The organism is Pseudomonas petroselini (assembly GCF_045037875.1).
GTDB lineage: Bacteria > Pseudomonadota > Gammaproteobacteria > Pseudomonadales > Pseudomonadaceae > Aquipseudomonas > Aquipseudomonas petroselini.
The window spans coordinates 4,696,857-4,721,203 of sequence record NZ_CP173614.1 but is presented as its reverse complement, the minus strand read 5'-3'; the positions used below and the strand labels follow the sequence as shown (position 1 = coordinate 4,721,203).

General features: G+C 62.1%; 22 protein-coding genes and 1 pseudogene. 14 read left to right on the top strand and 9 right to left on the bottom strand.

Features of this window, described 5'->3' with window-relative positions; all coding sequences use genetic code 11:
• Positions 1 to 7 precede the first annotated feature (7 nt).
• Positions 8 to 841, top strand: coding sequence for a phosphodiesterase (locus tag ACI512_RS21570; protein ID WP_102060722.1), 834 nt, complete (start codon positions 8 to 10; stop codon positions 839 to 841).
• Between the two features lie 7 nt (positions 842 to 848).
• Positions 849 to 2,168: an OprD family porin gene (locus tag ACI512_RS21565; protein WP_043205473.1), complete on the top strand. Its 1,320-nt coding sequence runs from the start codon at positions 849 to 851 to the stop codon at positions 2,166 to 2,168.
• Positions 2,169 to 2,285: 117 nt separating this feature from the next.
• Here the strand turns inward: ACI512_RS21565 and ACI512_RS21560 are convergent, their stop codons facing one another.
• Positions 2,286 to 3,929 carry a sensor domain-containing diguanylate cyclase gene (locus ACI512_RS21560; RefSeq protein WP_064054534.1) on the bottom strand — a complete coding sequence of 548 codons (1,644 nt, stop codon included), beginning with the start codon at positions 3,927 to 3,929 and terminating at the stop codon, positions 2,286 to 2,288.
• Positions 3,930 to 4,120: 191 nt separating this feature from the next.
• On the opposite strand from ACI512_RS21560, the gene metE reads away from it, so the two are divergent.
• Complete coding sequence (metE, locus tag ACI512_RS21555; RefSeq protein WP_231807825.1) at positions 4,121 to 6,409, top strand: 5-methyltetrahydropteroyltriglutamate--homocysteine S-methyltransferase; 2,289 nt, start codon at positions 4,121 to 4,123, stop codon at positions 6,407 to 6,409.
• A 207-nt stretch (positions 6,410 to 6,616) separates the two neighbouring features.
• Here the strand turns inward: metE and ACI512_RS21550 are convergent, their stop codons facing one another.
• A complete protein-coding gene (locus tag ACI512_RS21550; protein WP_236381665.1) occupies positions 6,617 to 7,771 on the bottom strand; it encodes a DUF1624 domain-containing protein in 1,155 nt (384 codons plus the stop codon).
• A gap of 129 nt (positions 7,772 to 7,900) precedes the next feature.
• On the opposite strand from ACI512_RS21550, the gene ACI512_RS21545 reads away from it, so the two are divergent.
• The 5 genes and pseudogenes from ACI512_RS21545 to yfcF all read left to right on the top strand — a co-directional run bounded on the left by ACI512_RS21545 (position 7,901) and on the right by yfcF (position 13,020).
• The gene (locus ACI512_RS21545; RefSeq protein ID WP_043205471.1) at positions 7,901 to 8,398 is read left to right on the top strand and encodes a sigma-70 family RNA polymerase sigma factor; all 498 of its coding nucleotides are present in this window, start codon (positions 7,901 to 7,903) and stop codon (positions 8,396 to 8,398) included.
• Positions 8,395 to 9,348: a FecR domain-containing protein gene (locus ACI512_RS21540; protein ID WP_236381663.1), complete on the top strand. Its 954-nt coding sequence runs from the start codon at positions 8,395 to 8,397 to the stop codon at positions 9,346 to 9,348. Before ACI512_RS21545 ends, ACI512_RS21540 begins: the two co-directional genes overlap by 4 nt.
• A gap of 90 nt (positions 9,349 to 9,438) precedes the next feature.
• Positions 9,439 to 11,871, top strand: coding sequence for a TonB-dependent siderophore receptor (locus tag ACI512_RS21535; protein ID WP_405121328.1), 2,433 nt, complete (start codon positions 9,439 to 9,441; stop codon positions 11,869 to 11,871).
• Between the two features lie 192 nt (positions 11,872 to 12,063).
• Positions 12,064 to 12,291 (top strand): annotated as a pseudogene (locus ACI512_RS21530) (DUF924 family protein); the annotation flags it as partial.
• 96 nt (positions 12,292 to 12,387) lie between these two features.
• Positions 12,388 to 13,020 carry a glutathione transferase gene (gene yfcF, locus ACI512_RS21525; protein ID WP_405121327.1) on the top strand — a complete coding sequence of 211 codons (633 nt, stop codon included), beginning with the start codon at positions 12,388 to 12,390 and terminating at the stop codon, positions 13,018 to 13,020.
• Here the strand turns inward: yfcF and ACI512_RS21520 are convergent.
• A complete protein-coding gene (locus ACI512_RS21520) occupies positions 12,995 to 13,267 on the bottom strand; it encodes a hypothetical protein (RefSeq protein ID WP_012724711.1) in 273 nt (90 codons plus the stop codon). The two genes, yfcF and ACI512_RS21520, sit on opposite strands and share 26 nt — an antisense overlap.
• 132 nt (positions 13,268 to 13,399) lie before the next feature.
• Between ACI512_RS21520 and ACI512_RS21515 the strand changes: the two genes are divergently transcribed.
• Both ACI512_RS21515 and ACI512_RS21510 read left to right on the top strand, forming a co-directional pair.
• Entirely contained in the window at positions 13,400 to 14,044 is a 645-nt protein-coding gene (locus tag ACI512_RS21515) for an ATPase (protein WP_405121326.1), read from the top strand.
• Positions 14,045 to 14,090: 46 nt separating this feature from the next.
• On the top strand, positions 14,091 to 14,432 hold the full coding sequence (locus tag ACI512_RS21510) for a hypothetical protein (protein WP_064054526.1): 342 nt from the start codon (positions 14,091 to 14,093) through the stop codon (positions 14,430 to 14,432).
• 645 nt (positions 14,433 to 15,077) lie between these two features.
• Here ACI512_RS21510 and ACI512_RS21505 read toward each other — a convergent pair.
• The gene (locus tag ACI512_RS21505) at positions 15,078 to 15,824 is read right to left on the bottom strand and encodes a creatininase family protein (protein ID WP_122811001.1); all 747 of its coding nucleotides are present in this window, start codon (positions 15,822 to 15,824) and stop codon (positions 15,078 to 15,080) included.
• A gap of 32 nt (positions 15,825 to 15,856) precedes the next feature.
• A complete protein-coding gene (locus ACI512_RS21500; RefSeq protein WP_012724707.1) occupies positions 15,857 to 16,570 on the bottom strand; it encodes a murein L,D-transpeptidase catalytic domain family protein in 714 nt (237 codons plus the stop codon).
• Between the two features lie 41 nt (positions 16,571 to 16,611).
• Here ACI512_RS21500 and ACI512_RS21495 point away from each other — a divergent pair, with 41 nt between their 5' ends.
• Positions 16,612 to 18,195 (top strand): murein L,D-transpeptidase, encoded by a 1,584-nt coding sequence (locus ACI512_RS21495; RefSeq protein WP_405121325.1) that lies wholly within the window; start codon positions 16,612 to 16,614, stop codon positions 18,193 to 18,195.
• Here the strand turns inward: ACI512_RS21495 and ACI512_RS21490 are convergent.
• On the bottom strand, positions 18,176 to 18,685 hold the full coding sequence (locus ACI512_RS21490) for an AAA family ATPase (protein ID WP_405121324.1): 510 nt from the start codon (positions 18,683 to 18,685) through the stop codon (positions 18,176 to 18,178). The two genes, ACI512_RS21495 and ACI512_RS21490, sit on opposite strands and share 20 nt — an antisense overlap.
• A gap of 74 nt (positions 18,686 to 18,759) precedes the next feature.
• Between ACI512_RS21490 and dapF the strand changes: the two genes are divergently transcribed.
• Entirely contained in the window at positions 18,760 to 19,563 is an 804-nt protein-coding gene (dapF, locus tag ACI512_RS21485) for a diaminopimelate epimerase (protein ID WP_405121323.1), read from the top strand.
• On the opposite strand, the gene ACI512_RS21480 is transcribed toward dapF, so the two are convergent.
• Positions 19,551 to 20,693, bottom strand: a complete 1,143-nt coding sequence (locus ACI512_RS21480) for an ATP-binding protein (protein WP_405121322.1) — start codon at positions 20,691 to 20,693, stop codon at positions 19,551 to 19,553. The genes dapF and ACI512_RS21480 overlap by 13 nt on opposite strands.
• Positions 20,683 to 21,498, bottom strand: a complete 816-nt coding sequence (locus ACI512_RS21475) for an alpha/beta fold hydrolase (protein ID WP_405121321.1) — start codon at positions 21,496 to 21,498, stop codon at positions 20,683 to 20,685. Before ACI512_RS21475 ends, ACI512_RS21480 begins: the two co-directional genes overlap by 11 nt.
• A gap of 128 nt (positions 21,499 to 21,626) precedes the next feature.
• On the opposite strand from ACI512_RS21475, the gene ACI512_RS21470 reads away from it, so the two are divergent.
• Positions 21,627 to 22,826 carry a TPM domain-containing protein gene (locus tag ACI512_RS21470; RefSeq protein WP_405121320.1) on the top strand — a complete coding sequence of 400 codons (1,200 nt, stop codon included), beginning with the start codon at positions 21,627 to 21,629 and terminating at the stop codon, positions 22,824 to 22,826.
• An 83-nt stretch (positions 22,827 to 22,909) separates the two neighbouring features.
• On the opposite strand, the gene ACI512_RS21465 is transcribed toward ACI512_RS21470, so the two are convergent.
• A complete protein-coding gene (locus tag ACI512_RS21465; RefSeq protein WP_093541743.1) occupies positions 22,910 to 23,404 on the bottom strand; it encodes a DUF1543 domain-containing protein in 495 nt (164 codons plus the stop codon).
• A 106-nt stretch (positions 23,405 to 23,510) separates the two neighbouring features.
• On the opposite strand from ACI512_RS21465, the gene ACI512_RS21460 reads away from it, so the two are divergent.
• A complete protein-coding gene (locus tag ACI512_RS21460; RefSeq protein ID WP_046034753.1) occupies positions 23,511 to 24,332 on the top strand; it encodes an aldo/keto reductase in 822 nt (273 codons plus the stop codon).
• Positions 24,333 to 24,347: the final 15 nt, after the last annotated feature.

The window sequence follows — 24,347 nt, the reverse complement described above, 5'->3', positions numbered from 1 at the left end:
ACCTATTGTGAATCGTCCGTTCCTCGTCGCGCAGATCAGCGACTTGCACCTTAAAGCCGGCCAACGCCTCACCTATGGCGTTGTCGACACCCTGGGCGCGCTGCGCCGTGCCGTCGACCATCTGAACGCCAGCCACCCGCGCCCCGATATCGTGGTGATCAGCGGTGACCTGGTGGATTTCGGCCGCGCCGATGAATACGCCGTGCTGCACCCTGAACTCGCCCGCCTGCAGATGCCGTGCTACCTGGTGCCCGGCAACCACGACACACGCGGTCCGCTGCTGGAGGCGTTCCGTGATCACCCCTATTTGCCCGCGTCGGCGGATGGCCCATTGGACTGGGTGGTAGACGACCACCCGCTGCGCCTGATCGGCCTCGACTCGACCATCCCGGGAGGTCACGGCGGCCAGTTACTCGACAGCCAACTGCAGTGGCTCGACGAGCAGTTGGCGCTGCGCCCGCAGGCGCCAACGCTGTTGATCCTGCATCACCCGCCGTTTATCAGCGGCATCGGCCATATGGACCGTGAACCTTTCATCAACGCTGCCGCCCTCGAGCAGGTCGTTGCGCGCCATCCGCAAGTGGAGCGCCTGTTGTGCGGGCACCTGCACCGGCCGATGCAGCGGCGTTTCGGCGGCAGTGTGAGTTGTGTGTGCCCCGGCACTTCTCACCAGATCGTGCTGGATTTGCAAGAAGCGGCGCCCGCGCATTTCAACCTGGAGCCGGCGGGCTATTTGTTGCATCGCTGGGAGGCGCAACAAGGTTTGATCAGCCACAACGGCGTATTCGGGGACTACCCGGGGCCGTATCCGTTTTATGACGCTCATGGGTTAATTGACTGAGGTTGTGATGAAAGCCACTTTGAATGTGTTAAGCGTATTGACCGGCGGCCTGGGCATTGCCTTGAGCCCTTTGGCTTCGGCTGATTTTTTGGGGGACAGCAAAGCCAACTTGAGCATGCGCAACTTCTACTTCAACAACGACAACCGTGACGGCGCCGCCGCCCCCTCGAAGACCGAAGAGTGGGGCCAGGCGTTTATCCTCAACTATCAATCGGGCTTTACCGATGGCACCGTGGGGTTTGGCCTGGACGCCGTCGGCATGCTCGGCGTGACCCTCGACAGCGGCGCCGGCCGCCATGTGGGCAGCTCGATGATCCCCAACGACGACGGCAAGGCCGTCGACAACTGGGCCCGTGGCGGCGCAACGGCCAAGGCGCGTTTCGCCAAGAGCGAACTGCGCTACGGCTACCTGCGTCCGAACCTGCCGATTCTGGTGAGCAACGACGGTCGCCTGTTGCCACAGTCTTTCGAAGGCGGGCAAATCACTAGCAAAGACATCGATAACCTGACCCTGACCGGCGGCCAGCTGCAACACACCACCGGCCGCGGCTCCAGTGATCGCAGCGGCCTGGCGGCAGCGGGCGGTACCCAGGAAAGCAACACGTTCAACTATGCAGGCGCCGATTACCAAGTGACCAAGGACCTGATGGTCCAGTACTACTACGCCAACCTCGAGGATTATTACCAGCAGCACTTCGCTGGGTTGATCCATGTACTGCCGCTGGGTGATTACGGCTCATTGAAAACCGACCTGCGCTACTTCAAGACCAGCTCCGACGGCAAAAACAGCAGCGCCGCCGGCCGTGCCGAAGGCTACAAAATCAGTGGGTTTACCAAAAACGGCAACGGTGAAATCGACAACAACACCTGGAGCGCGGCGTTCATCTACTCCCTGGGGCCGCACGCGATTACCGCCGGTTACCAGCAAGTCTCGGATGACAGTAACTTCGCCCAACTCAACCAGGGTGGCCTGGTGAACAAAGGGGAGGGCGGCGCCAGCCTGTACCTCTACACCGACCGCACCGTGCAGACCTTCATCCAGGCGGGCGAGCGTACGGCGTTTGCGCAGTACGCCTACGACTTCGCGTCACTGGGCGTGCCCGGCTTGAAGGCCTCGCTGATGTACTTGAAGGGTGACCACATCCTCACCGCCAGCGGCAACGATGCCAGCGAGTGGGAGCGCGATATCTCACTGGATTACGTGGTGCAGAGCGGCACGTTCAAGAACGTCGGGTTTGGCTGGCGCAACGGCGTGTCGCGCAGTGAAGTGGCGCGCGACCAGGATCAGAATCGGGTGTTTGTGAGTTATTCGATTCCGTTGCTGTAACGGCACTTCAACCCTAACCCTCTGGCGAGGGAGCTTGCTCCCGTTGGGCTGCGCAGCAGACCTGAAAAAGCGGGAGCAAGCGCCCTCGCCACAGCAAGCGGCCTCTTCACAGCAGTGTCAGGCCACGCGATTCCTGCCCGCCGCTTTAGCCTCATACAATTGCATATCCGCCCGCTTGAGCAGTGCCGAGGTGTCGCGGTCCGACGGCTCGGCCACCCCTACGCCGATACTCACGGTCACATGGCCGACGGTTGGGAACACCGCCGCCTCCACGGCTACGCGGATTTTCTCGGCGACCACGTCGGGGCTGTCGGGTTCTTCGACTTCGGGCAGCAGCACCGCGAACTCCTCACCGCCGTAGCGCGCGACGAAGTCGGTGGCGCGGGTGGTGTTTTTAATCAGGGCGGCCAATTGGCACAGCACGTCGTCGCCGATGGCGTGGCCGTAGCTGTCGTTGACGCGCTTGAAGTAGTCGGCGTCGATCAGCAGCAGGGCGAAGGTGCGGCCGGTGCGTTGGAACAGCAGGCTGTTTTCGGCGAGTTTTTCATCGAAGCGGCGACGGTTGTAGACGCCGGTCAATGCATCGTGGGTGGCGAGCTTGAGCAGCTCGGCATTGGCTTGGGTCAGGTCGGCGGTGCGTTGCGCGACGGTGGCTTCCAGGGAGGCATTGGCGTCCTGCAACTGACGTTCCTTGGACAGCAGGGACTGGGTCATGCCGGTGAGCGAACGGCCCAATTGGGCGATTTCCAGCACGGGGTGTTCCTGGGGGAAAGCTGCGCCGGGTTGATTGTCTTGCACCTGTTTGGCGGACCGCACCAGGCGTTCGATCGGACGGCTGAGGGTGGACGCCAAGTAATAGGCGACGAGCCCGAACACCAAGGCTGCGATCACGCCCAGCAGCAACAGCTTGTACAGCAGCACGCGCGCCGGTTGCAGCGCGACATCCAGGGGTTGGCGCACCACGATGTACCAGCTCACTTTCGCATTCGACGGGCTGGGTACCGCCACCGAGGCGGTGACGTAGCCGTTGCCGGTGGACCAGCCGGACGGTTTGCCCAGGTTGGCCTGCGGCATCGGCTCACCGGCCAGCACTTGCGGGTAGAGCACTTTGCCGTCGAAGTCGACAATCAGGGCTTCAAGGTCGGGCAGGGCGTCCTTCTGCATCACGGCGGAGTCGACGATTTGCGTGACCCACCGCCAATGCGCATGGGCGCCCAGTACGCCGATGGTTTCACCTTGTGCGTTGCGGATCGGTGCGGCGAAATCGATAAAGCGCAATGGCTCGCCATTCGTGGCCCCCGGCAACAGCTTGGCCAGCAGCACGGCTTCATGGGGATCGCCGGCGTACTCGCCGCGCATCCCCGCCTGGAACCACGGCCGTTGCTGCACCGACTGATTGACCAGCAACCCGTTGACCGCCTGGTGCACCTTGCCCTCGGCGTCGGCCACCCCCATCCACGCATACTCGGCGCGCGATTGGGTGCGCAGTTCCATCAACGTCAGGATATCCGGCGCGTCCAGGTTGCCCTGGCGAAACAGCGGCGCTTTGCTCAGCAACGACACTTCCAGTTGCCGCTCGCGCAGTTGCACGGCCAGCAGCGCCGCCGTGGAACGGGCGGTGCTCAACAGCGTATTGCCGCTGGCCTGCTTCACCTGTTCAGTGGCGATATGGCCCACATAGAAGCCCACGCTCAACAACGTGAGTAACGATAAGCCGGCGAACCAGAGGGTCAGGTGACTGCGCAGGCTGGCTTTGATCATGAGGGCTCATTCGGTTGAGTGTTTTGACCCATGGTATGCGTATTGGACGGGGTGGGGCCAGCGAACGATGGCGTATCCCTGGCTGTAAACATGAATAGATCTTGTGATCATCTCAAATTAAATGAGTTTGTCTCATGATGAGTGTGTGCCGACAATGGCTGCCATCAATATCGACATTGGAGTTGTAAGTCATGGCAGTCGCTCATTCCCTCGGATTCCCGCGTATTGGACGCGACCGTGAACTGAAAAAAGCGCAGGAAGCGTTCTGGAAGGGCGAGCTGGATGAAGCCGGCCTGCGTGCCGTTGGCCGTGACCTGCGCAAGACCCATTGGGACCTGCAAAAACAGGCCGGCATTGAACTGCTGCCCGCCGGTGATTTCGCCTGGTACGACCAAGTACTGGCGCACTCGCTGATGTTCGGCGTGATCCCCGAGCGTTTCCGCCCAGCCGATGGCAAAGCCACCCTCCACACCCTGTTCGGCATGGCCCGTGGCGTCAGCGACAGCTGCTGCGGCGGTGCCCACGCCCAGGAAATGACCAAGTGGTTCGACACCAACTACCACTACCTGGTGCCTGAATTCAGCGCTGACCAGCAGTTCCACCTGGGTTGGGAGCAACTGTTCGAAGAAGTGCAGGAAGCCCGCGAACTGGGTCACAACGTCAAGCCCGTCGTCATCGGTCCATTGACTTACCTGTGGTTGGGCAAGGCCAAGGGCGGCGACTTCGACAAGCTTGACCTGTTGGAGCGCCTGCTGCCGTTGTATGGCCAGATCTTCCAGCGCCTGGCTGATCTGGGGGTGGAATGGGTGCAGATCGACGAGCCCATCCTGGTGCTCGATCTGCCGCAAGCGTGGAAAAACGCGTTTGAGCGCGCCTACAACCTGATCCAGCGCGACCCGCTGAAAAAGCTGGTGGCCACCTACTTTGGCGGCCTTGAAGAAAACCTCGGCCTGGCCGCCAACCTGCCGGTCGATGGTCTGCACATCGACCTGGTGCGTGCCCCGGACCAGTACCCGACCATTCTCGACCGCTTGCCGGCTTATAAGGTGCTGTCCCTGGGCGTGGTCAACGGCCGTAACGTCTGGCGCTGCGACCTGGAAAAGGCCCTGGCCACCTTGCAGCATGCGCATGAAAAACTAGGGGATCGCCTGTGGGTGGCGCCGTCCTGCTCCTTGCTGCACAGCCCGGTCGACCTGGGCCGTGAAGATAAACTGGATGCCGAGCTCAAGCGCTGGCTGGCATTTGCCGTACAGAAGTGCGCCGAAGTGGCGGTATTGGCCCAAGCAGTCAGCGCGCCCGAGGCGCCCAACGTATTCGCTGCCCTGGCCGAAAGCCGCGCCGTGCAGGCTGCGCGCGCTGCTTCACCGCGTATCCACAAGCCGGCCGTGCAGGCCCGTGTGGCGGCGATCACCGCCAATGACAGCCAGCGCCAATCGCTGTTTGCCCAGCGTATCGAGCAGCAACGTGCCGGCCTCAACCTGCCGTTGTTCCCGACCACCACGATCGGTTCGTTCCCGCAGACTGCGTCGATCCGTCTGGCGCGCCAGTCGTATAAGGCCGGCAAGTTGAGCGAAGCCGAGTACGTCGAAGCGATGCACAGCGAGATCAAGCACGCGGTTGAAGTGCAGGAAAACCTCGGCCTGGACGTGCTGGTACACGGGGAAGCCGAACGTAACGACATGGTCGAATACTTCGCCGAGCAGTTGGACGGCTACGCGTTCACCCGCTTCGGTTGGGTGCAGAGCTACGGTTCGCGCTGCGTGAAACCGGCGGTGATTTTCGGTGACCTGAGCCGCCCGAACGCGATGACCGTGGAGTGGATCCGTTACGCCCAAGGCCTGACCAGCAAGGTCGTGAAGGGCATGCTCACCGGCCCCGTGACCATGCTGATGTGGTCGTTCCCTCGCGAAGACGTGAGCCGTGAAGTGCAGGCCCGCCAACTGGCCCTGGCGATTCGTGACGAAGTGGTGGACCTGGAAGCCGCCGGCATCAAGATCGTGCAGATCGACGAAGCTGCGTTCCGTGAAGGCCTGCCGTTGCGCCAGGCACAGTGGCAGCACTACCTGGACTGGGCCACCGAAGTGTTCCGCCTGTGCGCCTCGGGCGTGCGCGATGAAACCCAGATCCACACCCACATGTGCTACAGCGAGTTCAACGACGTGATCGAGTCGATCGCGGCAATGGACGCCGACGTGATCACCATCGAGACCTCACGCTCGGACATGGAGTTGCTGGACGCGTTCGAAGCCTTTGCGTACCCGAACGACATCGGCCCGGGCGTCTACGATATCCACTCGCCACGCGTGCCGGATGCCTCGGAGATGGCCAACCTGCTGCGCAAGGCGGCCAAGCGCATTCCGGCTGAGCGGTTGTGGGTGAACCCGGATTGCGGGTTGAAGACCCGTGGCTGGCCGGAGACGGAAGCGGCGTTGATTCACATGGTGACGGCAGCGCGTCAACTGCGGGCTGAACTGGCTTAACGCCTTCTAGAACGGTGTGTACCTGTGGCGAGGGAGCTTGCTCCCGTTGGACTGCGCAGCAGTCCCGGTTTTTTCGAGCAAAGAGCTGGGGCCGCTTCGCGGCCCAACGGGAGCAAGCTCCCTCGCCACAGATTACTTTTTACCCTTTCTACTGCTTAACTGAGGGGCATCAGGGCACGCCCCCTCCCACAGTTGGACGGTGCCGGGTCAGAGGTATTTGAGCCAGGCCAGGTCGCGGCGGCGTGCCTTGAGCGCCGCAAACCAGCGCACCGGTGGATAGAGTGCCAGCGGTAACAGCAGCGCCACCAGCCAGATGGCGCCCATACTGTCGAAGCCGAAGTAGTTGCCGTGATTGAGGCCAAACAGCGCCACGCAGGCGACGTAAAGGACTTTCAAGACATACAAGTGCAGCAGGTAGAAGAACATCGGCGCCGCGCCGAACGTGGCCAAGATGCCAATCCAACGTTTTTGTCCCGCGCGCTCAAACGCCAGCAACAGCAACAAACCGATCCCCAACGTCAGCGCCAGGAACAACAGCGAAGGCGGGTACTTGGTGACGTTGAAAAAGCTCATCAGCGTCTGCACGCCACTGTCATACGCCTGCCAAGGCTTCTCGCCATACCCGTTGGCCGTCCGCAACAGCACGAATCCCACCAACGCCCCCACACCGCCGAGTAATAGATAACGTTGGCGCAGCGCCGGCTGCGTGCCATTGGCAAACCACGGGCCCAGGCCGTAACCCAGCGCAATCACGCCAATCCACGGCAGCACCGGGTAGGTAATGCGCAGTCGCAGCGAATCGCCGACCTCAATCCAACTGCGCTCATGCAGGATCGTCCACGGAATCTGCAAGGCCGAACCCGCCTCGAAGTGCACGCCATCCAACAGGTTGTGCCCGCCAATGATCACCAAAGCCAACCCGATCAACAGCGGGCGCGGCAACCACACCAGCGCGGCCAGCGCGAGCATGCTTACGCCAATCGCCCAGATCACCTGCATATAGATCACGCTGGGCGGCAGTTGAAAGGTCCAGGCGAAGTTGACCAAGGTGAATTCCAGCACCACCAGGAACAATCCGCGCTTGAACAGGAATGCCGACACATCGCGGCGGCCCTGGTATTTCTGGCCGTAGAGCCACGCCGACAACCCCGTGAGCAGCACAAACACCGGCGCGCACAGGTGGGCGAGGGTGCGGCTGACAAACAGCACCGGCTCGGTGTTGTCGATGATCATCGGGTCGCTGACCTGGCGGTGCAGCAGGAAGGTTTCGCGCACGTGGTCCAGCAGCATGAACAGGATCACCAGGCCGCGCAGGGCGTCGATGGAAAGCAGGCGTTGGCGCAAGAGGGCAGCATCGGTCATGGGCGCGATCACAGGGCGGGACGGAAAAGGGGCGTTATCCTATAACATTAATTTGCGCGTTGCCGCGTTTCGTTGCGCAGATTAGAATGCGATCAATTCTTAATTACTCTCTGGTCCCCGGTGATCTGCATGTCGTCTTCGCTCAATCTGCCTGTCGAGGCGCTGTACTGCGAACACCACGGATGGTTATACCGCTGGCTCGACCGCAAGTTGGGCAACGCCAGCGATGCGGCCGACCTGGCCCACGACACCTTCATGCGCCTGCTCACCCGGCAGCACAGTGCGGGTTTCGGCAGCGAGCCGCGTGCGTTGCTCACCCACATCGCCAAGGGCTTGATGATCGACAGCTGGCGCCGCCAGGAAGTCGAGCGCGCTTATCTGGAAACCATTGCCCACCTGCCGGAGCAGGAGGTGCCGTCGCCGGAAACCCGCTGGCTGATTCTTGAGGCGCTGTACCGCATCGAAGCCATGCTGCGCGATTTGCCGGACAAGACCCGCCAGGCCTTCCTGATGTCGCAGATCGATGGCCTGACGTACGCGCAGATCGCCGAGGAATTGAAGGTGTCGCTGGTCTCGGTCAAACGCTACATGCGCGATGCGTTCCTGGCATGCCTGAGCGTGGCATGAACCCGTCCATCGACCCGCTGATCCTTGGCGAAGCCGCCGACTGGATGGTGCAGTTGCAGTCCGGCAGCGCCACCGACGAAGACCGCCGCGCCATCGCCCAATGGCAAGGCCGCAGCGCCCAGCACGCCCAGGCCTGGCAACGGGCGGAGGCGATCCTGGGCGACTTCAACAGTGTGCCGGGCGCGATTGCCGGCGACACCCTCAAGCGCATCGGCCGTAAGCAATCGCTCGGCCGTCGCCAGGCCCTCGGGCTGTTGCTGCTGGCGGGGCCGGCGACCTGGCTGGCTTATCGGCAAAAGCCGTGGCAGCCGTGGACCGCCGACCAACACACCGCCATCGGCGAGCAACGCAAACTCACTTTGCCCGACGGCACGCGCCTGCTGATCAACACCGCCAGCTCGTTGAACATCGCCTTTACCGATCAGGTGCGACATATCGAGTTGCTGCAAGGCGAAGTAATGATCACCACCGCCAAGGACCCCGCACCCCGCCATCGCGCGTTTATCGTGCAAACCCGCCACGGCACCGCCCGCGCCCTGGGCACGCATTTCAGCGTTCGAGTGGCAGAGCAGAGCAGCCGCGTGGCGGTGCTTGAAGGCGCGGTGGAAATGCTCCCGGAGCATGCCCGCCATGGGCTGATCCTCAAGGCCGGCGAGCAAAGCGCATTCGGCAGCGACGGCGTGGCAGCGGTGCAGCCGCTGGAGATCAGCGCAACCACCTGGGAAAACGGCATGCTGCTGGCCCAGCAGATGCGCTTGGCGGACTTGCTCGATGAGCTGGGACGCTACCGTCACGGCGTGTTGCGCTGCCACGACAGCGTGGCCGGGCTGACCGTCTCCGGGGCGTTCCCCTTGCGTGACACCGACGCCAGCCTGCGTCTGTTGCAGGAAACGCTGCCGGTCAAGGTCAGCAGCCTGACTGGCTACTGGGTGACCGTCGAGCCTCGCTGAAATTATTCTCGATCTTCGCTGATACCTTTTTCGTTGTCGCCCGGTGTAGGGGAGAACCCTCAATTTTGCAGCGCGCCGACAGGAATCCCCATGACCTTCACACCGCACTCCATCCGCCCCTTGAAGGCCTTGAGCCTGGCCGTTGCCCTGGCAGCCATCGCACCGTTGCACAGTGCCGTGGCCGCCGACGCGGCCTCGACCAGTACGGTGCGCAGCTACACCCTTGCGCCGGGGCCGTTGGGCAACGTACTGGCGCAGTTCGCGGCGTTGTCCGGGGTGCCGTTGTCGTTTGATTCCACGCTGCTCAATGACCAGCAAAGCGCCGGCTTGCAGGGCCGTTTCACTGCGCAAACGGGCTTCATGCAATTGTTGCAAGGCAGCGGCTATACCCTGCAAAGCACCGGCACCCACGGCTACACCGTGGTGCCCGAAGCGACGGGCGATGTGTTGCAGCTGGGTGCGACCACCATCAGTGGGGAGGGCGGGGCGCAGGCGGACACCTATGCCGGCGGCCAGGTCGCACGCTCGGCGCGCCTGGGGGTGTTGGGCACTCGTTCGATCAATGACGTGCCGTTCAGCGTGGTCAGCTACACCGCGAAGACCATCGCCGACCAACAGGCGCGCACGGTGGGCGATGTGCTGCTCAATGACGCGTCGGTGCGCCAGTCTTCTGGCTTCGGCAACTTTTCCCAGGTGTTCACTATTCGCGGCCTGCCGCTGAGCACCGATGACATTGCCTTCAACGGCCTGTACGGCGTGCTGCCCCGGCAGATCGTCACCACAGAAGCGTTGGAGCGGGTGGAGTTGTTCAAAGGCCCCAACGCGTTCGTCAATGGCGTGTCGCCGGCGGGCAGCGGCATCGGCGGCAGCGTCAACCTGGTGCCCAAGCGCGCCGAAGACGCGCCCACCCGCAGCGTGACCCTCGACACCACCACCGATGGCCAGCGCGGCGGCCACCTCGACCTGGGCCAGCGGTTTGGCGAAGACAACCGCTTCGGCGCGCGGGTCAACCTGGCCAGGCATGGCGGCGACACGGCCATTGAGGATGAATTCAAAAGCTCGCAACTGGTGGCCGTCGCCCTGGATTACCGTGACGATCGCCTGCGCGTGTCCACCGACTTCGGCTACCAGAAAGAGCGCATCAACAACGGTCGCTCGGTGGTCTACCCCAATGGCACCCAAGTGCCGAAGGCGCCGTCGGCCAAGCACAATTACGCCCAGGACTGGAGCTGGTCGGAGCTGGAAGACACCTACGGCATGTTCAATGCCGAATACGATTTGAATGAAAGCTGGACCGCCTATGTGGGCGGCGGCGCCAAGCACACGCGGGAGAATGGCCAGTATTCGTCGCTGTACGTGGGCAATGATGGCAGCGGGCGTGTGGGCTTTTTGTACTCGCCTCACGATGAAGATAACAAGAGCGCCATGGCCGGGTTGAACGGGCATTTCAACACTGGCCCGGTGAGCCATCAGATGAACGTCGGTTTGTCGGGGATCTGGGGCGAGCAGCGTTCGGCCTTCGAGGCGATCCTGCAGGCCAACCGCCGACCGGGCAATCTGTACAACCCGACCCAGATTCCGCGTCCGAGCGTTACTTACTTCGGCAGCGATATCCATGACCCGCGTGTCGTCGGCAAGAACCGCATCAAGAGCGCAGCGGTGTCCGACACCCTGGGCTTTATCGATGATCGCGTGCTGCTGACCCTGGGCGTTCGGCGTCAGACCCTCGAGGTGGATGCATGGAACACCACCACGGGAGCGCGCAACGCCAACTATGCCGAAAGCATCACCACGCCGGTGTACGGCCTGGTGGTCAAACCGTGGGAGCATGTGTCGTTCTATGCCAACCGCATCGAAGGGCTGGCCCAGGGCCCGACGGCGCCATTGAGCAACGTCACCAACCCCGGCGAGGTCTTTGCGCCTAACCGCAGCAAACAGACGGAAGCCGGTGTGAAGCTGGATTGGGACAGCGTTGGCGCCACCTTGGGCGTGTACCGCATCGAGCAGCCGAACAGCTCCACGTCGCGCCTGCCCGGCAATAGCCTGGACACCTTCAGTGTCGACGGTGAGCAGATCAACAAAGGCGTGGAGCTGAACGTTTTCGGCGAACCGGTTGACGGCCTGCGCCTGCTGGCCGGCGCGACCTGGATGAACACCGAATTGAAGAACACCTCCAACGGCCTCAGCGACGGTAACCGCGCTGCCGGCGTGCCGCGCTTCCAATACAATGTGGGCGCCGACTGGGACATTCCCGGCCTCCAGGGTGCCGCCGTCAACGCGCGGATGCTGCGCACCGGGGGCGAATACGTCAACGCCACCAACACCCTGAGCATCCCGGCCTGGACCCGCGTCGACCTCGGCGCCCGGTATGGCTTCAAGGCCGACGACAAGTACATCACCCTGCGCGCCAACGTCGAGAACGTGGCGAACAAGGCCTATTGGGCGTCGGCGTCGACGGCCAATAACTACCTGACCCAGGGCGAGTCGCGCACCGTCAAGCTCTCGGCAACAGTGGACTTCTGATCGGTAACCACGCTTGTCTCTGGCTGGCGGGCTTGTTGTGGTGAGCGGGGCAAGCCCGCTCACCACAATAGATATAAGGTTTCTGCTACCGTCGAGGCATTCGATTGAGAGCAGGTAGCGACAATGAGCAATGACACCCCGCACTCCGTCATCGACTTCTGGAAAAACGCCGGCCCCAAACGCTGGTTCGCATTGGGTGCATTCTGCTACCTGCCCTTCGAACATTCGGAAGACCCGGCGGATCAGCAGCGCTCTCTGGTTCTCAACCAGCCACTGGGCGCCACTACCTACCATTGGGCCAAGGAACATGCCGAGATCATCCAGCGTTTCGGGCGCTTTCCCCTTCGTAATGAGGTGCTGGCTCGGGCGACCTCAGACGAAGAGCGCGCTTTCCTGAACAAGGGCGGGTTTGCGGGCTAGCCCGGTATTCCGCCGAGGAATGCCCCCATAAAAACAGCGCATTGTCTTTCTGGCGGCACATCTCGTAGCGTGGTGCTCCCTTCAAGGAGATTCGTCATGAGCCAGCGTCCGTTGCGTCTGTATGTTGATCATCTGTACACCAGCCCCTACGCCATGTCGGTGTTTGTCGCCCTGCGGGAAAAAGGCCTGGCGTTCGACACGCTCACCCTGGACCTGGATGCCGCGCAACAGCACGCGGCCGATTTCGCCCACCTGTCCCTGACTCAGCGCGTCCCCACGCTGGTAGAAGGTGACTTTGCGCTCTCCGAGTCTTCAGCAATCACCGAGTACCTGGAGCAGGTTTATCCCGAGACCCCGGTGTACCCGGCCGACCCCAAGCAGCGGGCGAGGGCGCGCCAGGTGCAGGCGTGGCTGCGCAGCGATTTGTTGCCGATTCGGCAGGAGCGCTCGACCCTGGTGGTGTTCTACGGGCAGAAGATGCCCCCACTGAGCGCCGAGGCTGAAGCGGCGGCCGCCAAGTTGATCAGTGCGGCGCAAGCGCTGCTGGCGAATAATCCGCCTTACCTGTTCGGTGAGTGGTCCATCGCGGACGTGGACCTGGCGGTGATGCTCAATCGCCTGATCCTCAACGGCGACCGCGTGCCTGCCGAGCTGGTGGAGTACGCGCAGCGTCAGTGGCAGCGGCCGTCGGTACAGGCATGGGTCAATCAACAACGCCCTGCGCTGTAGCCTGTTCAGTGATGTGCACGACGCGGCGGTCCAGGTCCTCCCAGTCGGCCATGCCCAGCACCCGCGTGGTGTTCAGGCCACGCAGGTAGCCGCGTAATTGCTGGGCGCTGGCGTTGATTTGATCAGCGCCCGCGGCCTCATCCTGCAGCACGTCTTCATAGTCGACCAGGTAATCGGCGACGCGCTCGCGAAACTCCGGCAGGACGGCTTCGCGGATGCGGTCGAAGGTTTTCTGGTGAGGCTTCATAGCGTGGTCCTTATAGGTTTTATGGGTGCACTATCGGTTCAGATAATAGTCACCATCACGGATCGCAAGTTCTGTTTTTGCAGGAAAAGCGGAAAAATCACCCCATCGAAACGCTGTTCAAGGAAATGCGCGATGAGGACGTTTATTCAGCTTGTGTTAATGATGTTGATGCTTGGCACGGTCGCGATCAACAACGCGGCAATTGCCGATGATCTGCGTTCGGGCCATTTGCTCCCCCTCAGTGCTAGCGTAGAATCCCTGCAGCACGCGCAGTCGGTGGGTGTGTTGTTGAGCGATAACACCCGCGACAACCTCAGCTACCTTGAACGCTACCACGACATGGCCTTGAATGGCGCCAAGGATGCCCTCGACGGACGCATCCGCCAGGCGTTCGTCAACAGCTCCGACCCGGAACTGGCCATCGACTGGTTGATGAGTTCGCTGCAAGGCACTTTTTTGTCGGTGACGGTCTACGACAGCCTGGATGCCTTGGTGAAGGCTCACCCCGATGTGGTGGTGATGCTCGACACCCATAACCAACTGCTGACCCCGCGTAACGACCAGGTCGAGGCGCGGTTCATTGCGCGGTTCTACGACGCGAACCTGCAATACATCGCCAAGGCCGAAGGCTCGGTGCATAAGCAGGTGCCGTCGGTGTGGGTACACGACAAGGCTGCACCGGAAATTGCCGCACAGATCGAGCAGCAGCGGGATGTGCAGCTCGATGCCTTGAAGCAGTTCGATGTGTCGCTCAAGGCGCTGCTTCGCGCTGGATAGTGGGCGGCTTGATGTGAACCTTTATTTTTATTGTCAGGAATTTTTCATGCGCTCTTTTTTCGCCCCGGCTTTGGCCTTTGCTTCCTTGTTGCTGGCTGGTTGTGTGTCCGCTCCCAACGCCCCGACCCTGACCCTGCAAACCAGCAAGGGGCCTGAAGCCTATGTGCAGTGCGTGCTGCCCAAGCTGGAAAAACATGGGATCAGCTCGACCGTGACGCAGAACTCGCGCCACGCCAAGGTGGTGTTGACCAGCAAGATTGCTGCCGATGATGTGCTGGAAGTCTATAAGTCCCAGGAGGGCGGCAAGGTGTTCCTGTATGAGCGCAAGCCGCTGGCGTCGGCGATCAAGCCATCGCGGTTGGAGCAGGCGGCGCAGGAATGTATGTGATTCCAGGCAATACATAGCCAATGTGGGACGGGGGTTTGCTCCCGATAGCGGTGTTTCGGTCGATTCACAACGCTGGGTAGGACGCTGGACCTGTGGCGAGGGAGCTTGCTCCCGTCGGCGGCCTGACAGCTGACCAGGATGCGGGATCAGAACGAGTACATATCCGTTATTTAGGTAGCGGCTGCTATGGGTTCCGCCCTTACGGCGGGTCACTTTTGGAAGAGCGCCAAAAGTAACCAAAAACGCTTCGCCCCAACACTCGGCACCTCGCCTAGGCTCGGCATACCCTCACTCCGGCTTGAATCCGTGGGCCGCCGCCACGCGCCATCCATGGCGCGGGGCGGCTAACCCGGCGTCCTGCCGGGTTACCCACGGATTCAAGCCTGCGTTCGGCCAGCGTGTTTGACGGGGCGCCTCAGATCAAGATCAAGATCAAAAGCAAGAGCACGGCGGCCTGGTAGCCGACCTGAGTGGTGTGGAGCAAAAGCAGGGCTGATTGATCTAGTCGGCCGGTTTTTTACTGTCGATCTCGGTCAACTGTGGGAGGGGGCTTGCTCCCGATAGCGGTGGGGCAGTCAAAGGTACATTAGCTGACACACTGCAATCGGGAGCAAGCCCTCTCCCAAAGTTTGATTGAGGTTGGGATCAGGGTTTGGCTTCGTTACTGAAACTGTTGACTGTCTTGACCAACCCTTGCGCCGCCAACGCCACCAACTCCCCACCTTTCTCCACCGTTGCCAGCGCCGGGTCCGAGCCCATGCGCCCGTCGGGGAAGCGTGCGCGGAAGTCCAGTGCTTCACGGATCGGCCCGGTGTTGGCGATTTGCGGCGAGTAGTCGGCGGTCTTGATCGACTCCGGGTACGCCCATTGCGTCACCGCAATCTCCGATGGCGTGGCATGGCTGCCGTGGCCCACCGGGAATTGGCGTTGGGCCAGGTCGGTCACGCCTTCCAGGTCCCACCAGTTCACCAGCTTCAGCGCGAACCCGGCCGGGCGGCGGGCGAAACTGGCTTCGGCGTATAGCTCGGAAAACGCCGCTTCGATGGTGGCGATATTGCCGCCATGGCCGTTCAGAAACAGAATCTTCTCGAAACCATGCCCGGCCAGCGAGCGCACCCAGTCGCCGATCGCGGCGATGAAGGTGGAAGGGCGCAGGGAAATGGTGCCGGGAAAGCCCAGGTGGTGCTGGGCCATGCCGATATTGAAGGTCGGGCCGATCAGGATGTCCGCGTGCTGCTGTGCTTCATGGGCGATGATTTCCGGGCACATCCAGTCGGTGCCGAGCAGGCCGGTGGGGCCATGCTGCTCGTTGGAACCGATGGGGATTACCACCGTGCGGCTGCGTTCCAGAAACTGGCCGATCTCGATCCAGGTGGATTGATGTAGAAGCATGCGTGGCTCTCTTTTCTATCGATGGGAACAGGCTATCCGCCACGGATTGTACGACTACTCGCCACCTGTTGGGGTTTGCAATTGAGGTACGTCGAGGACTTCAACCAGCGCTGGTCGGGGTACCACGAAAACATGAACTGTCCATCCTTGAGCTTATCCACCACCTGGCGCGCCACCTGCGGGCGCACGGCGGGGCAGCCCTGGCTGCGGCCGATACGGCCTTCGCGCTTGCTCCACAGCGGGCTGACGTAGTCGGCGGCGTGGATGACCAGGGCGCGGTCGCGTGCCTGGTCGTTGAAGCCTGGCTCGAGGCCATCCATGCGCAACGAGTAGCCGTGGGTGCCCAGGTAACTCTCCTGGGTGCGGAACAGGCCCAGGCTTGATTGGTGGCTGCCTTCGCGATTGGAGAACTGGGTGGCGAAGTTTTCCCCGGAGTTGGCACCGTGGGCGACCAGGTCGCGCAGCACCAGAGTCTTCTTGCGCAAATCGAAGATCCACAGCCGACGGGCGGTCGAGGGCTGTGAATAGTCAATAACCGCTAGGCGCTCGGAACGTTCCTCGCCGTTACTGACAGCACACTGCATGGCGCTCAGGGCGCTTTTCAGTACAGTGGGATTGAGTTCTGGAGCCGAGCGCGCCAGGCTGCTATATAAGTTAGGAGGAATCCCATTGGCCGCGAGCGCAGAATTGCTCAACGTAACCAGGGACAAGGCGATCAGGCCTAAGCGACACAATAAAGTCAGCATCTACAGTACATTCCCCCCGCTGTGGATTGGAGCTAAGCCAATTGTTCAAAAAACACGCATGTTACTTGAGCATTTGCCTGCTCGTTGCACCACTGGTCGCGACAGCCGATGAGCCTTTGCCCGTCGCACCCCCGGCCCTGGTCAATACCGCCCCCGTGCAACAGGCGTTGGCCCAACTGCCCAGCGTCTGTCCCAGCCTCGCGCCGCAGATCGACGGCGCCGCCCAAGCGCGTCTGCAAGCCTTTTATCAGCAGCAGGGTGATGAGCCGCTGTGGTCCGCCGACGAACGCCGGCAAGCCCTGCAAACACAGTTGCTGATGCTCGCCGATGACGGCCTGGACCCCACCCACTATAGCCTGCCTGCGCTGGATGCCACGACCAACGTGCTGTGCAGCGATATCGGTACCAGCCAGCATTACCTGCAAGCGCTCTGGGACCTGCACTACGGACGTCTTCAGCAATCGCGTTTCGAACCGCTGTGGCATTCGCAGCCGCCCACCCGTGACCCCAACACTGAAGTGCTGGCCTTTGCCACCGCGGGCCTGCAAGACATGGCCCAGGCATTCGACCAGGCACGTCCCAGCGCCGACTTATACCGCAGCCTGCGCAACGCCTATGCCACTGTGCGCCAGCAGCCGTTGCCGCATTGGGACCCGGTAGGCAGCGGCCCGCTGTTGCGCCCTGGCATGGAAGACCCGCGTGTACCGGAGCTGGCACGGCGCTTGATCAGCGGCGGCTACCTGGCCAAGGCGTCGAGCGGCCAGCAATACCACGATGAGTTGGTCAAGGCGGTAAAGGCCTTCCAGCTCAGCCACTCCTTGCAAGCCGATGGCGTGATCGGCGCGGGCACTGTGGCCGAACTGAATATCAGCCCGGCGATGCGCCGAGAACAGTTGCGCATCAACCTTGAGCGCTTCCGCTGGCTGGCCCAGGACCTGGAGCCCGAAGGCGTATTGGTCAACGTAGCCGCCGCGCAACTGAGCGTGTACCAGAGCGGCATCCCCGTGTGGCAGACCCGCCTGCAAGTCGGCCGCGCCGAACGCCAGACGCCGCTGCTCAAATCGCGCATCACCCGGCTGACCCTCAACCCGACGTGGACCATCCCGCCTACCATCATGCGCGAGGACAAACTCCCGGCCATCCGCCTCAACCCCGAATACCTGCGCCAACAAAACCTGCAAGTGCTTGACGCCGAAGGCCACCCGCTGGCCCCCGAGCAAATCGACTGGGCGCGTCCCGGCAATATCCTGCTGCGCCAGGAAGCCGGTCCGCGTAACCCGCTGGGCAAGATCGTCATGCGCTTCCCCAACCCTTACTCGGTGTACCTGCACGACACGCCGAGCCAGCCCCTGTTTACCAAGGGGCCGCGGGCGTTCAGCTCGGGGTGTGTGAGGGTCGAGCAACCGCTGCTGCTGCGCGATTTACTGGTGAGCCCGGCCGAACGCGCGCGCACCGATGAATTGCTGGCCACCGGCGTGACCCATGAGTTCAGGCTGGCCACGCCGGTGCCGGTGCTGTTGGGCTACTGGACGGTTGAGGTCGACCGCCAGGGCGGCTTGGTGTACGCCCCGGATATTTACGCGCGCGATCTGGTGTTGATGAAGGCTATGGGGAGTTTGCTCTGAGGTTCGCCAGCGTCATTGCGACAGCCTCATCCTGGGTCATGAGGGTGGTGTCGACCGTCAGCGGCACCTCGTCCCACGCTTCGAACTCATGCGCCAGGACTGACTGCCAAGTGGGAGGCGTCAGGCCGGGAATATCGGCTTTACGGGTTGCCACCCGCCGTTGATGTTCCTGGCGGTCAGAGCAAATCACCAGAATATCCGTCAACTCGACCGCTGCCATTGCCGCCACAGCCTTCCACGCATCCCGGCTTTCCTTGACCGGGTTCACACAGTCGGCCACCACGCAGTGGCCCAGTTGCAGATTGCTCAACGCCAGTGCGTTTGCCACGCTGTAGCCGCTGGCACCGACATCGCCGGCCAGCACGGCGGCATCGCGGATCGCCTGTTCAATCACATCGATACGCAGGTAAATCGCACCGGTCCGGCGTGCCAGTTCACGGGCTATCGTGGTCTTGCCGGTGCCGGGCAGTCCGCTGAAGACAATTAGCATGGGGGGCTCTCGATAAAGGCGTGCGCGTTCAGAGTATCCTTCAGTTCCCCCACGAGTCGACCACAGGACAGCCCATGCTTTTGCCGTTCGTAAAGATGCACGCCCACGGCGACGACTTCATCATCATTGATCGCCGTGGCTTGGACGATCCGATCACCGCGGCCATTGCCCGTCAGTTGGGCAACCGTCACACCGGTATCGGCTTCAACCAATTGGCCGTTGTGTACGATTGTGAAGAGGCGGCCGCACGTATCAGCTTCTGGAACGGCAACGGCACGCCGCTGGCCACTTGCGGCAGCGCCACCCGTGGCGTGGCCGATCGGTTGATGCATGAAACCGGCAAGGATTCGATCGTGCTGCGTACCGACCGCGGCCTGCTGACCTGCGTGCGTGCGCCGGGGCGGCAAGTGTCGGTGAACATGGGCGAGCCCTCGCTGGAGTGGGCGGCCGTGCCTTTGTCCAACGCGATGGACACCCTGACATTGCCTGTCGAAGGCAGCCCGGCGGCGTGCAGCATGGGCAACCCCCACTGTACGTTTTTCGTCGATGACATCGCGGCTGTCGACGTAGCAGGCCTGGGCCCGGCGCTGGAAATTCACCCGCTGTTCCCGGCCAGGACCAATGTGCATTTCGTGCACGTGCTCGACCGCAGCCATATCCGCCTGCGCATCTGGGAGCGCGGTGGCGGTGTGGCGTTGGGGTCGGGGTCGTGCTGCTGTGGGGCGGTGGTCAACGGGATCTGGCGCGGGCTGCTGGATGCCACGGTGCAGGTGCAGTGCGACGGCGGCACGGTGACCGTGCAGTGGACGGGCGAGGGCGGTGTGGTATTGACCGGCAGTGTGGAGCCGGTGATGCAGGGCAGCGCCTACGTGCCCTGAAATGTCACGGTAAAGGTGGTGCCGCCGGTTGCACAGGAACTCACCGCCACATCCCCACCGTGTACCTTGGCCAACTCGCGCACGATATACAGGCCCAGGCCCACGCTGCGCACATCGCTGCCCTGGTCGGTGCCGCGGGTCATGGGCTCGAACAACCCGGCCAATAAGGCCTCCGGTATGGCTGCGCCGTGGTTGTGCACTGACACTTCGCAGCGGCCTTCGCCCAGCCGCGAGGTAATACTGATCGGCCGTTGCAAATCGCCATAAGCCACGCTGTTGGCCACCAGGTTGCCGATGATCTGTTGCACGCGGTCTGCGTCCAAATGGGCGTTGCCGCTGCCAATCGCGTGGTGCTCCAACGTCGCCTTGGGGAACGCCATGCGCAGTTCATCCACGGTGCGATGAATCACGCTATGCAGATCCATGGAGGTGGCCTTGATGACGATGCCCTGGCCGAGCCGCGCCTGGGTGAAGTCCAGCAGGTCGGCGATCATGCGCTGGGCACGCTCGGACGACTGGCCAATATGCCCGAGCAACTGCTGCTCCTTGGGCGTGCGCTCACCGCGACTGAGGAAGTCGGACGCCATGCGAATGGCCGTGAGTGGGTTTTTCAGGTCATGACTGACAATCGCCACCATCTGCTCGGCGAACAACGCGCGGCGTTGGGAAATGGTATAGGCCTCGCTCAGTTCGGCCTGGGCTTGCTTCAAGGCGAGTTCGGCGGCGGTTTTTTCCTGCAACAGCGCTTCGGCCAGGTTGCGCGCGTTGAGCAGCTCGCGTTCGTACTTGTCGCGGTCGGTGGTGCCGAACAGGGCCAGGTCGTACACCACGGCGTCGGCGTGTTCACGCTTGATGCCGTTAAGCAGCACGGTGACCTTGTGCCCGTCATGGTGCAGCATATCGAGCTTCACTTCGGTGACGCTGCCATGCATGCGCAACATGGGCGCCAGGTGCGTCTGGTGGAAAATGCGCCCGCCCATGGTCAGCAAATCCTGGAAACGCTTGCCGCACAGCGCGGTGGTGCTGAACCCCAGCCACTCGCTGAAGCGCGCATTGGCTTGCAGGATCATGCCGTCTTCCGAGGTGACGGCCAGGGCGCAGGCCGCGCTGTCGAACAGGTCAGCTTGCACGTGCAGCCGCCCAAGGGGCCAGGAAACTGTCCATGGCCGTAGCGCATGCCTGTGGCGCGCTCATGTGCGGGCAATGGCCGATGTTCTCCACCAGGCAATAGCTGCTGTTGGGCAGCACGCGGTGCAGGTATTTGCCTACGGCCACGGGGGCGATTAGGTCATCGGTCGATTGCAGGATCAGCACCGGGGTCGCCAGGCCGATCACGTCCTGGCGGTTATCCGACATAAACGTGACCCGCGCGAATTGCTTGGCGATCTCGGGTTCAGTGCGGCAGAAACTCTCGGTCAACTCTACACCCAGCTCCGATTGACCTTGCGCGCCCATAATCACCGGGGCCATGGCGCTTGACCAGCCGAGGTAGTTACTGTCGAGGGTATCGAGTAAGTCGTCGATATCGCTGTGCTTGAAACCACCGATGTACCCGTCGTCATCGATATAGCGCGGCGACGGCCCGATCATGACATGGGCCGCGACTCGGCCCGGAGCCAGGCGGTCGGCGAGGGCACCGATCATCGCGCTCACCGAATGCCCCACCAGGATCACGGGGCCGACGGCATAGGCATCGATAATTTCATTGAGGTCCCGGGCATAACCGTCCAGCGTGCTGTACTTGGCCTTGTCGAAGGCACTCAGGTCAGACAGGCCCGCGCCTACCAAGTCATACATCACGACGCGAAAGCGTTCCAGGAAGTGCGGCGCCAGGTAGTTCCACATGGCCTGGTTGCAACCGAACCCGTGGGAAAACACCAGGGTCGAGGTCCCGGTGCCCATCACGCTGACATTGTTACGGTGACGTAGATCCATGGGCTTCCCGGTTATGGCGTATTGCTATGCGTGCGGGCAGTTTAGATAGTCAAACGCTTTGGGTCACGCGTTATAGCGCCGATAAGGTAAAGTCGGCGCCTTCAGGAAGAAACTTCAGGTAACAAAACATGATGCAGCGTGTGCGGCAATCCGTCTTGAGTCTGCTGGTGCTCGTGTTGATCAGCCTGCTTGCCACCGTCCAGGCGGATACCTCACCTATCGGTGTAGCCCTCGACCAACGGGTGATTGACCTCACCCACACGCTGGATGCCGGCACCACCACCCGTCTGAAAAACCAGCTTGCCGACCTTGAACAGCGCAAAGGCGCACAAGTCGCCGTACTGCTGGTACCCAGCACCGGTGGCGCGAGCATCGAGGACTATGCCAACCAACTGTTCCGCGCCTGGAAACTAGGGCGCAAGGACGTCAACGACGGCATCCTGCTGGTTGTCGCCAAGGACGACCGCAAGGTGCGCATCGAAGTGGGTTACGGCCTGGAAGGTACCGTCACCGATTTGCTCGCTCACCGCATCATCGAAGAACACATCACCCCGGCGTTTCGCCAGGGTGACTATGCGGGTGGAGTAGTCCAAGGCGTCAATGACCTGGTCGTGCTGGTGGACGGCGGTGAATTGCCCCCGGTTGCGGGCCCTGCGTTCAATCCCCAGACGATTACCGTATTGCTGGCGTTCATCGTCGGGGCGATTGGCGGTGTGCTGATCGCCGCCGGCAAGTTGCAGTGGCGCCGCGCCTTGATTGCGACCGTGGCAGTCACGGTGCTGCTGGCTATTTTTGGCGGCGGCCGTGACTGGCTGGTGTTTCTGCTGGTGTTGCCCCTGACGCTGCTGATCGGCGGCGCGACATTCGGCGCATTGTGGCTGGCGCGTGGGGTGTTTTACTGCGTGTTAGGACTGCTGGCGTATATCGTCGCGGTGCTGGTAGTGAACCACTTCGTTGAAGTCAACTTGGTGCATTGGCTGGCATGGCCGTTTGGCGGCGCCTTGGTGTTGGCCCTGTACGTTGGGCTGTTTTTCGTTATCCGCGAGTCCTCAAGAAAAAGTCCGCGCTTCTTCATCGTGCGTGTTCTGGCGGTGTTGGCGATTTATGCGGGCGTGGGTGTTTTGCTCGGGCATGGTTATCAAGGTTGGTTACTGGCGATACCGGCCGCGTCCATCGTGGCGTTTATCGTGTTTGTCCAGAGCATCTCCAATGGGGGCTCGGGTTCGGGTGGCGGTTCCGGTTCAAGCTCAAGCCGCTCCAGTTCCAGTAGCAGTTCATCGGGAGGAGGCGGTTCCAGCGGCGGCGGTGGGGCGTCCGGGAGCTGGTAAAACCGTGAGCGCGGCGTTTAGCCAAACCCTCTCTTGAAGCTGAAACGTGTGTAAAACGGCTCGATTCCTTCAACGCCGGTTGTTCAGGCCAGGACGATGTAGTCGTTCTGCTGCAGGATTGGCCGGTGCGGGCCCTGCACCAGGTGGACATATCGACCGTCCACCAGGTCGATGGGCAGGCAGTCGTCGAGGTCCAATACCCCATCGGTGTGGGCTTGGGACCAGTGGCGCAGCATCTGTTGCTTGCCCTGGCGGGTGGCCTCCTGTTTATTGCGCGCCACCACCAACAGGTAGTGGTGGGCTTCGCCAAAGCTGTTGGCTTCATAACCGCCGAGGTTGAGGAAGTACAGGTGATGCGCGCCGGCAGCAGGCGCCAGCGGGCTGAACTCGACTTTCCAGCCGTCAACGCCATCCACCCCCATCCACGCATCGATATGCACACCCTTAGGGCTGCCGAACCAGCCGTCACGCAATTGCGGGTAGGTAGCCTCCAGCGTGTCCGCCACAGCAAACACCACATCGTGCACTTCGATTTTCGCCCGTGGGTGCTTGCCCCCGAGCATAACGACAAACAGCATTGCAGGTCCTTCCTGGCATCTTGGCAGAGGGTAACCATACTTCGATTGAACCCTTTTGTCCGGCCAATGCCACACTGTTAATCCGCGAACTCATCAGGAGATTGTCATGCGTACCATTGATCTGGCGGGCGTCCCCGTTCCTGTCATCGGCCAGGGGACCTGGCGCATGGGCGAGAACCCCGACCAGCAGCGCGCCGAAGTCGCGGCGCTGCAACTGGGCATCGATGAGGGCATGACCCTGATCGATACCGCCGAAATGTACGGTGAGGGCGGCGCCGAAACGGTTGTGGGCGAAGCCATTCGTGGCAGGCGTGACCAAGTCTTCCTAGTGAGCAAGGTCTACCCGCACAACGCCAGCCACAAGGGCGTGCCTCGCGCCTGTGAAGCGAGCCTCCAGCGGCTGGGTACCGACTATATCGATCTGTATCTGTTGCACTGGCGCGGCCAATATCCCCTTGAAGAAACCGTCGAGGCCTTCGAGCGCCTGCGCGAAGCCGGCAAGATCGGTCGCTGGGGCGTCTCCAATTTCGATGTGGCCGACCTGCAGGAACTCGCCTCTCCGGCCTGCGCCACCAACCAGGTGCTCTACAACATCGAAGAGCGCGGCATCGAATTCGACCTGCTGCCCTGGTGGCAACAGCATCACTTGCCCTTGATGGCGTACTGCCCGATCGCTCAGGGTGGCGAGCTGTTGGCCAGCCCGACCCTGAAGCAGATCGCCCATCGCCACGAGGTGACACCGGCCCAGGTTTCCCTGGCCTGGGTATTGCGCCAGGACGGTGTGATCGCGATCCCCAAGGCGGTCACCCCGGAACACGTGCGACTGAACGCAGCGGCAGCCAAACTCGTGCTGGATGAACACGACCTGGATGCTATCGACCGGGTGTTTGGCGCACCCAAGCGCAAGCACCCGTTGGCGATGGTGTAGCGGGATGGCAGTAAC